This window comes from Bartonella sp. AD24XZML, assembly GCF_042196485.1.
GTDB lineage: Bacteria > Pseudomonadota > Alphaproteobacteria > Rhizobiales > Rhizobiaceae > Bartonella.
In genome coordinates, this window is the sequence record NZ_JBHIQH010000052.1 from 1 (window position 1) to 12,260 (window position 12,260).

Annotated in this window: 16 protein-coding genes; 1 reads left to right on the plus strand and 15 read right to left on the minus strand. The window is 35.5% G+C overall.

Annotated elements, in window-relative coordinates:
- Positions 1-254 precede the first annotated feature (254 nt).
- The 14 genes from ACFIMX_RS04600 to ACFIMX_RS04665 form a co-directional block, all read right to left on the minus strand.
- Complete coding sequence (locus ACFIMX_RS04600; RefSeq protein ID WP_375617807.1) at positions 255-1,022, minus strand: type IV secretion system protein; 768 nt, start codon at positions 1,020-1,022, stop codon at positions 255-257.
- A complete protein-coding gene (locus ACFIMX_RS04605; RefSeq protein ID WP_375617808.1) occupies positions 1,019-3,490 on the minus strand; it encodes a VirB4 family type IV secretion/conjugal transfer ATPase in 2,472 nt (823 codons plus the stop codon). Before ACFIMX_RS04605 ends, ACFIMX_RS04600 begins: the two co-directional genes overlap by 4 nt.
- A gap of 3 nt (positions 3,491-3,493) precedes the next feature.
- The gene (locus ACFIMX_RS04610; RefSeq protein WP_375613868.1) at positions 3,494-3,802 is read right to left on the minus strand and encodes a type IV secretion system protein VirB3; all 309 of its coding nucleotides are present in this window, start codon (positions 3,800-3,802) and stop codon (positions 3,494-3,496) included.
- Positions 3,803-3,814: 12 nt separating this feature from the next.
- Positions 3,815-4,123, minus strand: a complete 309-nt coding sequence (locus ACFIMX_RS04615; RefSeq protein ID WP_375617809.1) for a conjugal transfer protein — start codon at positions 4,121-4,123, stop codon at positions 3,815-3,817.
- Between the two features lie 125 nt (positions 4,124-4,248).
- Complete coding sequence (gene trwL / locus ACFIMX_RS04620; protein ID WP_375617810.1) at positions 4,249-4,569, minus strand: VirB2 family type IV secretion system major pilin TrwL; 321 nt, start codon at positions 4,567-4,569, stop codon at positions 4,249-4,251.
- Between the two features lie 56 nt (positions 4,570-4,625).
- Positions 4,626-4,943 (minus strand): VirB2 family type IV secretion system major pilin TrwL, encoded by a 318-nt coding sequence (gene trwL, locus ACFIMX_RS04625; protein ID WP_375610330.1) that lies wholly within the window; start codon positions 4,941-4,943, stop codon positions 4,626-4,628.
- A gap of 122 nt (positions 4,944-5,065) precedes the next feature.
- A complete protein-coding gene (gene trwL, locus ACFIMX_RS04630) occupies positions 5,066-5,386 on the minus strand; it encodes a VirB2 family type IV secretion system major pilin TrwL (RefSeq protein ID WP_375640397.1) in 321 nt (106 codons plus the stop codon).
- Positions 5,387-5,462: 76 nt separating this feature from the next.
- Positions 5,463-5,780: a VirB2 family type IV secretion system major pilin TrwL gene (trwL, locus tag ACFIMX_RS04635; RefSeq protein WP_375617812.1), complete on the minus strand. Its 318-nt coding sequence runs from the start codon at positions 5,778-5,780 to the stop codon at positions 5,463-5,465.
- A 76-nt stretch (positions 5,781-5,856) separates the two neighbouring features.
- Entirely contained in the window at positions 5,857-6,174 is a 318-nt protein-coding gene (trwL, locus tag ACFIMX_RS04640; protein WP_375640394.1) for a VirB2 family type IV secretion system major pilin TrwL, read from the minus strand.
- Between the two features lie 119 nt (positions 6,175-6,293).
- The gene (gene trwL / locus ACFIMX_RS04645; RefSeq protein ID WP_375694091.1) at positions 6,294-6,629 is read right to left on the minus strand and encodes a VirB2 family type IV secretion system major pilin TrwL; all 336 of its coding nucleotides are present in this window, start codon (positions 6,627-6,629) and stop codon (positions 6,294-6,296) included.
- Positions 6,630-6,769: 140 nt separating this feature from the next.
- Complete coding sequence (gene trwL, locus ACFIMX_RS04650) at positions 6,770-7,087, minus strand: VirB2 family type IV secretion system major pilin TrwL (protein WP_375617815.1); 318 nt, start codon at positions 7,085-7,087, stop codon at positions 6,770-6,772.
- Positions 7,050-7,349, minus strand: coding sequence for a KorA family transcriptional regulator (gene korA, locus ACFIMX_RS04655; protein WP_375613158.1), 300 nt, complete (start codon positions 7,347-7,349; stop codon positions 7,050-7,052). Before korA ends, trwL (ACFIMX_RS04650) begins: the two co-directional genes overlap by 38 nt.
- Positions 7,350-7,466: 117 nt before the next feature.
- Positions 7,467-8,039, minus strand: coding sequence for a TrwN protein (locus ACFIMX_RS04660; protein ID WP_375694092.1), 573 nt, complete (start codon positions 8,037-8,039; stop codon positions 7,467-7,469).
- Between the two features lie 56 nt (positions 8,040-8,095).
- Positions 8,096-8,710, minus strand: coding sequence for a hypothetical protein (locus ACFIMX_RS04665; protein ID WP_375617817.1), 615 nt, complete (start codon positions 8,708-8,710; stop codon positions 8,096-8,098).
- Positions 8,711-8,838: 128 nt separating this feature from the next.
- On the opposite strand from ACFIMX_RS04665, the gene ACFIMX_RS04670 reads away from it, so the two are divergent.
- Positions 8,839-9,126 (plus strand): H-NS family nucleoid-associated regulatory protein, encoded by a 288-nt coding sequence (locus ACFIMX_RS04670; RefSeq protein ID WP_015857007.1) that lies wholly within the window; start codon positions 8,839-8,841, stop codon positions 9,124-9,126.
- 1,584 nt (positions 9,127-10,710) lie between these two features.
- Here ACFIMX_RS04670 and ACFIMX_RS04675 read toward each other — a convergent pair.
- Positions 10,711-11,988, minus strand: a complete 1,278-nt coding sequence (locus tag ACFIMX_RS04675; protein WP_375617818.1) for a ubiquinone biosynthesis hydroxylase — start codon at positions 11,986-11,988, stop codon at positions 10,711-10,713.
- Positions 11,989-12,260: the final 272 nt, after the last annotated feature.

The following is a 12,260-nucleotide window of genomic DNA, read 5'->3' on the forward strand; positions in this document are numbered from 1 at the left end:
CGTGACATATGTTTTTGTTATCTGATCAATTTTATTGAAAAGTTGCGTGAACACTGTAAAGTCCATGGAATTCCTCTTTAATGAATTTTCAACTTTTTATATGATTTTTAAGCATTTTTCGTTGAACTTTTTAAGGATAAAATTAAACTTCGTAGACCTTTTTGATCTATGAGAGAGAATTGAGTATTACGCATTAACTTTTTCTTTTTACGAGCATACAGGGAAATAATATACAAAACGTTATTATAAAAGCTTTACCTAATAAATCTTATGGTAGGCATTTTCGTGTTTTTACTATTCAAAATTTTTATGTTATGCTTATCTTTCTGTTGTTTGATAAGTGTATGTTCAGCATTGCGTAAATGTGTAACCATTTGTAGTTTTGCTGTTTCATTTTGTAGCATAGCAAGCATTCCAATTATATGTGCTTGTAACTCGGCAATACTTTTTAGATCTTTTGTTGTCGTGATTTCTTTTAATAGTTCTTCAATTTGCTGAAAACGATTGTTTGCTTCTTGAAAAGTTTTTAAACTTACGGCTTTATCAGTGATGGCTGCATATTGGATGCGCTTGTTGATAAAACTGCTAGATTCATGGATAGTGACAGGAATTTCTTCTTCTTTTAAAATATTTTCAAGTGATGTAGATAGAGCAGAAGTTTTATTTCTATTGTAGAGATTCTCTGGATTTTTGAGAAAAAAGCTACTGTGATCTGTTTGTACATTTTTAAGCTTTTTAGTGTCGAATTTTTGGCTTCCCGTTATAGATTCGTGTATCTTTTTTGTTTCCTCAAGTTGTTTTTTTAGCATATCGAGAAGTTGAGCATCAGGTGGCGCTTTCTTTTGCTGTGGAGTTTTTTTAGGCTTTGATCTATTTGAAGATGACTTTCCAAAAAAATTGGGCCACGTCGTTGGGACTGATGCTCCCAAATCCGCCGCCCCAGCGCCCCAAACCCAAGCCATCGCTGGGTTTGAAATCCCTAAAGTTATTACAACTACTATTGAAATGACCTTTTTTTTCATGTTTCCCTCCTGTCATTTTTTGCGTGCTGTAAGAAAATTGGCAACCATATTGCTGGATCATCACCAACTTCTGCGATAATGCTTTCGGCTAACTCTGCGTTATCAGGCGTTCCTGATAACACCAAGAGCTCGTCACTAAAGTCGTGTTCGATGGTTTTTCCATCGCGTGTCAGATGGAATTTACCAAGATTCAGTTCTGCAAGCGCAGATTGATCACCCTGCTTAATGAGGAATTGGCGACTAAACTCACCAAGTCCTTTAACGAGTTCAAATTCGGCATCTGTTAGTTTAAAGCCTTTTGTATAATCTTCATAATTTGCTTTGGGATTGGCTAGAAAAATGTAAGTTGCACACTGTTGAATGAGTGTTTTGGCAATATTACTTTCCAAGGCATCGCTAGGCTCTTGTGTTGCATAAACAAAAATACCATTTTGTTTACGGATAGTCTTTTGTTTATTTTTCGCTAAATCCTCAAAGTACGGATCTTGCAAAGGCTTCCAAAACTCGTCAAAGATATACATAAATCGCTGTCCGCTAATCATGCCTTCTGTGCGGTAAAGCAAATACATCATCACTGGAGTGCGAGTTTCAAAATTATCTAAGAATTCCGTGATATCAAAACCGTAAATTTGATGTGTTGAGAGATCAAGAGCATCATGGGGATTATCAAACAACCACCCATAATCACCACCTTCACACCATTTTAGTAAGCGAGCATGAACAGATGGGTGAGCATTATAATCACTTAAACGTGGATTTGGTAAAAATTGTACTAGAAAGGACAAACGACGGAGTGATCTGTCAATGTTAGCACTCATAACAGACATAACTGCTTTGTTAATTTCTTCTTCGTCGTGATGCGTGACTTCACCGCCAGCTTCTGCCAATTTTTTAACAAATTGTTTCAGAAAAATAAGATTTTCTTGTGTGGGTGGGAGTTGGAAAGGATTGAAACCACTTTTTCTGCCTGGCTTGAATGTTAAATATTTTCCACCCATCGCCCGAATGGCAATTTCCATACCACGATCTTTATCAAAAACAACAGTTGTCGGCTTAAATTTTTGTGCTTGTGCTAACAAAAAGCCGAGTAACACGGTTTTACCCGAACCAGATTGTCCGATAAGCGCGGTATTACCAAGTAAACGTTTATCTGTTGAGTCCTCTTCAAGTTTGGAGGCATGAAAATTGAAATAAAGCGGCGTTTTACTGGTTGTTTTAAGAATTGTGACGGCTGGTCCCCATGGGTTGCCAGTGGGTTTTCCTGACATAAAGTTATGAAAAGATGAAAATGATAAAAAGTTCAATGATGTAATCGGAGCAGGACGCGGTCTCCATTTCCAATTGCCAGGAAGTTGTGCCCAATAGCCAGCCTCTATTGCTAAGTCTACAGGTTTGGGTAGTACCGCAACATCTAGTAATGCTGCACTTGCTTTGGCCATATGGTCGCGAACTTGTTGAATTGTATCACCATAGATCGTCAATGTGCAGTGATGTTCTCCCATGACAAAATGCCCACTGATAAGCTGGTTTAGTGCTTCATCAATTTGTTCAATTTGGCTCGTTGCCACATCTCGTGCATCAATCAGATTACGCTGATGCCGTTGTAAATAATCTTTAGCAGCATGTCGGGAGAGCACCGAAAAGCTCTGTGTCAATACGAACTCGAAGTCACTTTCCAACAAAACATTCAATTGTCCTGGTTTGGTTGTTGCATCATATTCTTTAATTTCCAGCATTCCAAATCGACGCATTCCACTGGTTGTTCGCAGTTCACCAAGAGCGCCCCATTTTGAGAAAAAAGGTCGATTGACAGACATATAGTCAGCAAAACGGTCATGGCAAATTGGCATAGGGCGATATTCACCATTGACAAGCATTCCAAGGAATTCAAGTGCAGAAGAATAAACATGCCCATTTTTTTCATAAGCACCAAGAAGTTCTGCACCGTAACGGTTTAAAGATTGGCCTAAAGTACGATTGATGTCATTGAGTTCTTTGATACATGTGTCTTGTCGCATCTTTTTTTGATCAAGCGTTTCACGTTCATGTTTAGAAAAGAACGACATAATTTTATCCGCTATCGGTTGAAAAATGACAGTCAGATATAAATCATTGACCATCAAATTATAACCAGTAAAGCTTTGTCGATATTTTTCATCAAGTTGATAGCAAAACATTTGATCAAATGTTGAATCAGGATATTCATAAACACGGCGGCGCACAATATGCGTCCAAAATGATAAATTGGCTGATGCAAGACCCCGTAGAGTATTGTTAAGCTCTTTTATCCATTGAAAAATATCTTCTTCTGAAGCGCTTTGATGCGAACGCCCGTCAATTTTCCAAATTGACAAATATTCCGCATTTTTAGTAGAAATAATCGTATCTGTAATATGATGTGAATAAGGCAGAAACAGGCTTACAGGTGTCTCTGATGCAAGGCGTTTGCTGCTTTCAACAGCTGTCATGCTTTATCTCCTTTTACTATAATCAGAGGGACTATAACTTGATGCGCCCCAAAAACCTTTGTTGCGATTGCGAAATTTAGTATCGATCCATAACCACCAGATACGAAACGCCTTATCATCGTTTTTAGTAATTTGCACCATAATAAACCATAATGGAGGTGCTATAATCCACAAAAAGATACTTACTGTCATAGCAATAACAGCAACCCCCATAACCATAACGATAAATGGCATCATGGGAACACCCCATATCGTTGGAACACGTGTTGCTCCCTTGAATAGGGGGAATTCTTTTTTTTCTTGCGATTTCATGGAATGTTCTCGTCACTGGAGGTGAAATAATATGTGGCTAATATAAAAAGCTGCACCAGCAATAATGACACTGAATGCCCATCGCATAAATGTAGCTCTTGCGATAATGCGAAATATATAAATAAGCAAAAGTAACAAAAGAATGATAGCAGCAACGATAGGAATAATTATACTTAATCCATATTGCATCCCTATGAAAACATTTAAACTCTTTGTTTCCGTCTGAGCATATGCAGATTGAGTTATTAATAACGCAATAAAAGTTATAAAAATAGCACTAATCTTACATATTTTTGATTGAAGCGTATTTAATCGTTTCATATCTTTTATCCCCTTTTAATTAAAGTTGCTATAAATAATATTCCTTTTTTCGTAGTATGAGCGATATTATTACTGGTACAAATCTATAATCAACGAATATTAAAAACATTACGTATTATACTAATTTATGCTTTACCTGTAAATAGCAGTGTAGCAAGTTGGGTTGCCGAGCCAGCAATGACAACGCCGATTGCCCACCGTACAAACGTATCTTTTCCTATGTAGCGGCCTGCGTAACCAATTGCTAAGCACAAAAGTATCACGGCAGCAGCAACAGGAATAATATTGGTAATAAGATCTGTTTTTAGAGCATTTAGAGCTTTTTCAGCAGGAGCTAATTTTGCATTTGCATATGCAGACTGTGTTATAAAAAACGCAATTATAGCTGTAGAATTTACTATGATTCTGTTGTTATTTTGTGTTTGGACATTAATTAATTTTTGCATATTTCTCTCATTAAGGTTATAGATAACATTTTGTATCATAGTTGCTATCTTTAGTTTTAACTAACTGTACCTGTGAATAACAGCTTCGCAAGTTGGGTTGCTGATCCAGCGATGATAACACCGATTGCCCATCGTATAAATGTATCTCTTTCAATGTAACGTCCTGCGTAACCAATTGCTAAGCACAAAAGTATAACGGCAGCAGCAACAGGAATAATATTGGTAATAAGGTCTGTTTGTAGAGCTGTTAAAGCGTCTTTAGCATTCTTTATTTCTGCATATGCGGGATACGTTATAAAAAACGCAGCTATAGTCGCAGAAATTACAATGATTCTGTTGTTATTTTTTGATTGAAGGTTGATTAGTTTTTGCATATTTTACTCTTATTAAAGTTTCATGAATGCTTTGTATTTCTATCATAAATGGAATAGAATTTTGCCATATTAATAATTATTAGATGCAATTTCATCTTAAAAACATTTTGTATTATACTTATTCACACAACACCTGTAAATAGCAGTGTAGCAAGTTGGGTTGCTGATCCAGCAATGATAACACCGATTGCCCATCGTATAAATGTATCCTTTTCGATGTAGCGCCCTGCATAGAGAATGGCTAAGCATAAAAGTATAACAGCAGCAGCAATAGGGATAATGTTTTTAATGAGGTCGTTCTGTAAAGCCTCCAAAGCAGTTTTTGCATTTGTTAATTTTACTTGAGCATATACAGAATTGCTCATAAAAAATATAATTAAAGTTGCAGAAATTTTAATATTTTTATTTCTAACTATTGTTTGAAGGGTATTTGGTTGTCTCATATTGTTTGTCTCAATTTAGATTTCTCTTTAGAATAAAAAGATATTTTATACTGAATGACTTTAATATTCATTCTCATTACGCGCCTGTGAATAACATATTTGCAAGTTGGGTTGCTGAACCAGCGATAACAACACCGATTGCCCATCGTACGAATGTATCTTTTCCGATGTAGCGTCCTGCATAAGCAATTGCTAAGCACAAAAGTATCACGGCAGCAGCAAGAGGGATAATCGCTTTCAAGTCTGTTTGGAGAGCAGTTAAAGCTTTATTGGCAGGATCTAAAACTACTGCTTGGGCTAACACAGGATTGGCCATAAAAAATACAGTTAAAGCTGCAGAGGTTTTAGTAGCTTTATTCCGAATTATTGTTTGAAGAACTTTTGATTTTTTCATATTGTTTATCTCAATTTAAATTTCGCTTTAGGATAAAAAGATATTTTATACAGCATGACTTTAATAGTCATTTTTATTACGCGCTTTTGAATAACATATTTGCAAGTTCAGCTGCTGAACCCGCGATAACGACACCAATTGCCCACCGTACGAATGTATCTTTTCCGATGTAGCGTCCTGCATAACCAATTGCTAAACACAAAAGTATCACGGCAGCAGCAATGGGGATAATATCTTTCAAGTCTTTTTGGAGCGCTTTTAAAGCGTTGTCTGCAGGAGTTAAAACTACTGCTTGGGCTAACACAGGATTGGCCATAAAAAATACAGTTAAAGCTGCAGAGGTTTTAGTAGTTTTATTCCAAATCATTGTTTGAAGAGTTTTTAATTGTTTCATATTGCTTATTCCAATTTAGATTACAGTTGGTATTAATCTCTTTTTTGATATAGTTTGTTATTTCACTAAATAAAAATACAGAAATCTCAGTTTCTTTTTATAATAGAGACACTTCGTGTTTAATAAGATTTATCAGGCGTTTTTAAATAACAACCCAGCAAGTTCAGCTGCGAACCAGCGATAACGACCCCGATTGCCCACCGTACGAATGTATCTTTTCCAATGTAGCGCCCTGCGTAAGCAATTGCTAAGCACAAAAGTATCACGGCAGCGGCGATAGGGATAATTTCTTTCAAGTCGTTTTGGAGCGCTTTTAAAGCTGTATCTGCGTTTTTCAAACCTTGTGCTGCTTGAGCCCATACGGAATTGTTCATAAAAAATACAGTTAAAGCTGCGGAGGCTGCGGTAATTTTATTATTATTATCGTTCAATTGAAAATTGATTAATGTCCTCATATTGTTCAACCTTATCAAATTGCATTTGGCGTAAGTGGTTTTTCCATGAAATAAGGAATAATTTTATTGATGTGAAATAAAAGCAGAGAAACCTAAATTTCTTTTTTACGAAAGAAGCATTTCATGTTTCAAAAGATTTATTAGTTGGGTTTAAATAATAAACTAGCAAGTTCAGTTGCTGAACCAGCGATAACGACACCGATTGCCCACCGTACAAATGTGTCTTTTCCGATATAGCGCCCTGCATAACCAATTGCTAAGCACAAAAGTATTACGGCAGCAGCGATAGGGATAATCGTTTTTAAATCTGTTTGAAGCAGTCCTAAAGCTTTTTTTGCAGGATCTAAACCCGTTGCTTGAGCGAATACAGGATTGATCATAAAAAATACAGTTAAAGCTGCAGAAAATGCAGCAATTTTATTACGAGCTGTTGTGTGAAGAATATTTAATTGTTTCATGTTCTTTATCCTGATTAAGATTAAAACTCCCACAAATGACCCCTCGTTCATGAAGAAACTTAAAGAGATATTTTGGATCAGCCCAAGTTCTTAGTTTTCCTCTTTGTGTAAGTAACGTATATTTATTTGGTTTTCCGGTGATTGGATCATCGGAAATAAACGTGAAATACCATTCTCTTTCTGAAAGCATCACGACTGTAATCTCACGTGCTGCTTTTTGACTAAATGCCATATCAACGCTGTTTTGTTCTATCATTTTCATTATTTTTGCCCTCAATTAGAAGAGATTTTTTTCAATCTTACTAATTAGAGCTTTAACATTTTCTTATCTACCTTTCATTATAATATCCTATCAAAATTCTGGGTTTTCGTGAAAATATCAATCATCACTCAGCGATTTTCTTGATGAAGAAAAATCTTCAGCTGAAAAAGCATCGTGGGCGCTACTTTCTTTATGTGTAAATGCATCTTCCTCTCCTTTTGAAGAGAGAGGAAGAGAATCTACTTTAGTTGTCTGTTCCGGTTCTTCTTTTTTTAGCTTTACAGGCTCCTGCAAGTCTTCATTTCCTCGTACAGCAGCTTTTACTCCAATATATGAAGTAATTTTCTGTATAGAGGCGCTGTTTGAGTTTTCTGTATTGTAAAAATTCAGCACAGACTGCAAAGTCGCTTTTTCCAAGATGCACTTTGATGTTGTTTGTTTATAGCAGTAAGTTAAAGCGCTTTGTACAACTGTAATATTTCTGCAAAAATCAAACGCATCAAAAAGAGAAAACAATTTCACATTTACAACATCAATTTGCCCTAAAATTATGTTAAAATTATGTTCACTCTGTTTAGCTGTTGCGATTGTTTCTTTAAACTGAGATGATTGATAGAACAAGTTATCTTTATCATCTGTTACATAGACATTGTCCTGCGTTTCTTGTTCGGCAACAACTGAAAATGTCATGGGAGGCATATTGGATATGTATGCAGCAGCAAAAAATGTGAAATCTGGGACAATCATTAGCAATACACCTTATTATGAAGAATTTTATTAATACAAATACTAATTCTGTATTGTGCTTTTTCTCGTTGTCTTTTGATTTTATAAATTTGCAGAATGAGATTGTTTAGCTTAGAATATTCCTTGTGATTATTGCTTTGTTCTCTTCTAAGAATATTTCTAATATATGCGAATATCCAACCAACGAGATAAAAGTGTGGAATAAAATAGAGCACATTACGCCAACCAATATTATTGGAATCACGAAGAAAGGCACTGCTTTTAAAAAATAATAATCTTTGATGATGTATTGAAGCTGCTTGTTTTATATAATTCTCTAGTTGCAAAAATCTTTTCAAAAAAAATTTATACGAAGTAAAAAGCCGTTGTGTATGAGGGGAGGTTTTCTTGTCATAATGAACTACACCATCATTATACAGAGAGGACTTGTTCTTTGTTGCGTATTGCCATAACTTATAGAGTGACGATTTATATTTACTTTTGACTACTGATTCATGAGAGTCAGAGAGGTGTGATGGTGTTTGAGCACTGCATTTAGCAGTTCCAGCGATTGAGCTGAAAAAAGATGCAGTGGCGGTAATTGATATACCAATAAACAGTTCTTTGTGGCTCAAAGCACATCTCCGTCAAAGTGATATATGTATCGTAATTTTAATTTCGATAATAAATAGACAAAAATTGTCTATGATTGTGTTAAAAATATGGCAATAAAAAATTCTTTTTTGCAAGGGGAGTAATCAAGGTGAATGATCTCAAGAATATGAATTTTGATGAACTACAAGAGATGCGTACACAAATCGATGTGGAATTAAAAAAACGGCAAGCAAAGGAAAAGCAAAATGCGCGACGAAAAATTCTTGAAATTGCTAATGCCCATGGAATTGATATCGCTGATCTTGTGAGCAAAGAGCGCCATTATAGAAATCCCAATAACCAATGGGAATTATGGAATGGGCGTGGACGTAGACCTAAGTGGATTAAAGAGTGGTTGGAGAATGGGTATACACTTGATGAACTCGAAGTAACGTAACACGTGTGTGATCTTTACAAGATAAGGGAATACCAAAGAATGTAAATGCAAGAAGTATGCTCTTTTGGGTAATTTGATTGTATAAACATACTGAACGAATATATTAAAATATTGAGTTACCAAATACAATGATAGGGAGCGTGAAAAAGTTTATTTAAATGCAAAAGGTCTTGTTGTTATAATCTGGCAAGCATAATGATGATGCCAGATTGGAATATTGTAATTGCTTTTGGCATTTGAGAGAGGGGGATATTTTACTTCTTTTTATCGTTTCATTAACGTTGATCTTTTTAGTCTATGTAAATAAAGAGTTTTATTGATTATTTACAAAAATGGTCGAAATGAGAATAATTTATTGCATAGAGATTTTAACTCAATATGTAAAATGATACTTTTATCAATTAATATGTTAATAAATTAGCATACTTATATTTTTGAAATACTGTTCTGTAGAACAAGCCTGATGTTATAGATTTTGTTTGGTCTTTTTTCTGTAAGATTATATACGAGGCATTTACTTTATTTATCGTTCGTTTAGTTGAGATGAGTGAGTATATAGAAAAATGGAAAATTTCTATGGCTGTTATGGGTTTTATAGAATTTATGACATATTTCTGAGCGTTTGTGATTAAAATTCATTTATGAGCGTTTATGAATAATGAATAAAGAGCGTATTTGAAAATAAAAGGATTGGATCATTTCTATTGCGGTTTATCTTCTTTTATGGTGTGAAATAGGGGGTGATATGCAGGTTTACAATTGTGTATGATGGTATAGAGTACGGAAAACTTTGTTATATATTGGAATATTTTTTCTAAAGTCGTGTGGTATTTCCACAATAAGTTAAAGAGTTTGTCTGAGAAGCAGAATGCCCCAAACGGAATACATTTATGTTTCCAATTTACGCACTTTTTTAAAAGAAAAATTTTTCAATGCAACTAAGCTTATTTTATAGCGCTTTTCGTGAATAGTATAACGTAAAAGTTCCTATGATCATATAAAATCCATTGTACAGCACCATTTGTACTTCAATAAAAAGTGTAAGCCGGCGTCCTTATACACTTTACTCGCCTCCAATGTTGCTAAAGTCCTTAGTTCTCGAGAGGGGGAGACTTTTTGTTGCTTTGTTTAATTGTTTTTATTTATACGACACTTTCGCTTGTGATGTGCAAGCGAATGATTTTGATTGCTTCAATATGAGAGAGATTTGAAATAAGGGTATTTTATGATCTTTAGATTTCTCACTCAATATGAGAACAATGAACTTATTATTATAAATAAAAGTGTTGTGTGCTAAAAAGTCTTGTTTATTTTGTTATGCCGTGAGATGGCTTCTTTTAAGGTGTGGTGATATAAGGTAACCTCTTTGAGACATTAAACGTTTTTTCAGTGCATGGTGAATATTCTTAGAATGTAGCTTGCTTGTCGAGTTTTATATTAAATGAAATATGGGAGGAGGAAGTCAAGAAAAAATTACTCGACAGGAATCCGGTTTGTAAACAGATTGGATGAGATAGGAATTTTTTGTTCTTTGAAGGAGGAAGGCAAAGGTTGTAAAAAAAGTGAAATAGTATGAATTTTTGCTTAAAGTGGGAAGCCGTGTAGAAGACGTGGAGCATTTGGAGAGAGTCCGGCAGCTTCTTGAATGAAGTATTTTTTTATTTTTGGTGCTTGATTAATGATTCCAAGTCCGGTATCGCGGAGCATCCGTAAAAGAAGGCTATCATTAGAAAAGAGTTTATTAAGCCAATCATTGCTTAAAGCCATACGGACAATTTCAAAACGTCTCCAGCTTTGATAGCGCTCTAAAGCCGTGAGGGAGCCAATGTCAAGACCTAGTCGTGCTGTTTCAATAATCACTTCAGCCAGCGCAGCGCTATCGCGTAATCCTAAATTGAGTCCTTGTCCTGCAATGGGGTGGATGGTATGGGCGGCATCGCCAATGAGAGCAAAACGTGGTTTAACGCATTGACGTGTTAAAGAAAGACTCAAAGGAAAAGCTTGACGTTCGCCATCCCAAGAGAGTTTGCCTAATCGATGGCCAATGCGTTTTTCGAGTTCTGTTTCAAAAATAAGTGCATCAGCTTTGAGATAATATTGCGCAGTTTTATGATCTTCATTCCACACAATGGCGGATCGGTTGCCTTTGAGAGGGAGAAGAGCAAAAGGACCGGCAGGTAAAAAATGTTGAATTGCTTGACCATTATGGGGTTTTTCATGTTCAACTGTGCAGATGATTGCTGTTTGTTTATAGGGATGAGAAAAGTTTTTAAGATCTGCTTTTTGGCGTAATTTCGAATGGGCTCCGTCAGCTGCAATAAGCAATTTTGTTTGCCAAACCTCTTCATTATTTAAAGTGACGGTTGTATGTTGGTCTTCTTGATGAAAATCAATGACACGGGTGTTTGTAATAACAGGGATATTGAGATCTTTGACACGTTTTTTTAAAGTGTTGATGAGTTCTCTATGCTCTACCATAGCAGCAAAGGGCTCGCCGGGATTAATGTCGCCTTCAAAGGTTAAAAGAGTGGGTTTGACAGGATCATTTGTGCTTGTATCTGTGATGATCATTGAATGAATGGGTTGCGCATAGGGTTTTATAGATTCCCAACATTGTAATTGTTTTAACATACGAATAGAAGCAGCAGCAAGGGCAATGGTTCGTATGTTAGAAGCAGGGGTATCTCCTTGTGGAGCAGCATCAACGATTTTTATTTTCAGATTAGGGGCTGTTTGCTTGAGTGCTATCGCTAGGGTTAAACCGACAGCTGCCCCCCCTGCAATGAGCAGATCACATTGTTTAGTTTTATGAGATTTAATTTTTTTATTGGGTTGTACGTTTTTATTGCGATTAGAACACACAATACTTCTTCCATTGTTTATAGTTTGCTTTCTTTTAAAAAGAATATCTTTTTACATTGCCTAAAATATCTTAATTTTTACTTTTCTCTCTGCTTTACAAGAACGAGGTTTCTTTTTGGCGCCAATCTGATGACGGATTGGTTTTTCAGAGTTTTTCTGCTTAATCATTTATGTGATTCATCTTACAGATTTATCGGATAAGCTTTTTTGAATATTCCTCTTCAATTCTTTTTACACTTGGTTGATAAAAAAGAAAACTAAAAATAAACAAA

Coding starts and splice junctions, on each gene's coding strand:
- ACFIMX_RS04600 (WP_375617807.1), bottom strand. CDS start 1,022: ATGAAAAAAAAGGTCATTTCAATAGTAGTTGTAATAACTTTAGGGATT.
- ACFIMX_RS04605 (WP_375617808.1), bottom strand. CDS start 3,490: ATGACAGCTGTTGAAAGCAGCAAACGCCTTGCATCAGAGACACCTGTA.
- ACFIMX_RS04610 (WP_375613868.1), bottom strand. CDS start 3,802: ATGAAATCGCAAGAAAAAAAAGAATTCCCCCTATTCAAGGGAGCAACA.
- ACFIMX_RS04615 (WP_375617809.1), bottom strand. CDS start 4,123: ATGAAACGATTAAATACGCTTCAATCAAAAATATGTAAGATTAGTGCT.
- trwL (WP_375617810.1), bottom strand. CDS start 4,569: ATGCAAAAATTAATTAATGTCCAAACACAAAATAACAACAGAATCATA.
- trwL (WP_375610330.1), bottom strand. CDS start 4,943: ATGCAAAAACTAATCAACCTTCAATCAAAAAATAACAACAGAATCATT.
- trwL (WP_375640397.1), bottom strand. CDS start 5,386: ATGAGACAACCAAATACCCTTCAAACAATAGTTAGAAATAAAAATATT.
- trwL (WP_375617812.1), bottom strand. CDS start 5,780: ATGAAAAAATCAAAAGTTCTTCAAACAATAATTCGGAATAAAGCTACT.
- trwL (WP_375640394.1), bottom strand. CDS start 6,174: ATGAAACAATTAAAAACTCTTCAAACAATGATTTGGAATAAAACTACT.
- trwL (WP_375694091.1), bottom strand. CDS start 6,629: ATGAGGACATTAATCAATTTTCAATTGAACGATAATAATAATAAAATT.
- trwL (WP_375617815.1), bottom strand. CDS start 7,087: ATGAAACAATTAAATATTCTTCACACAACAGCTCGTAATAAAATTGCT.
- korA (WP_375613158.1), bottom strand. CDS start 7,349: ATGAAAATGATAGAACAAAACAGCGTTGATATGGCATTTAGTCAAAAA.
- ACFIMX_RS04660 (WP_375694092.1), bottom strand. CDS start 8,039: ATGACATTTTCAGTTGTTGCCGAACAAGAAACGCAGGACAATGTCTAT.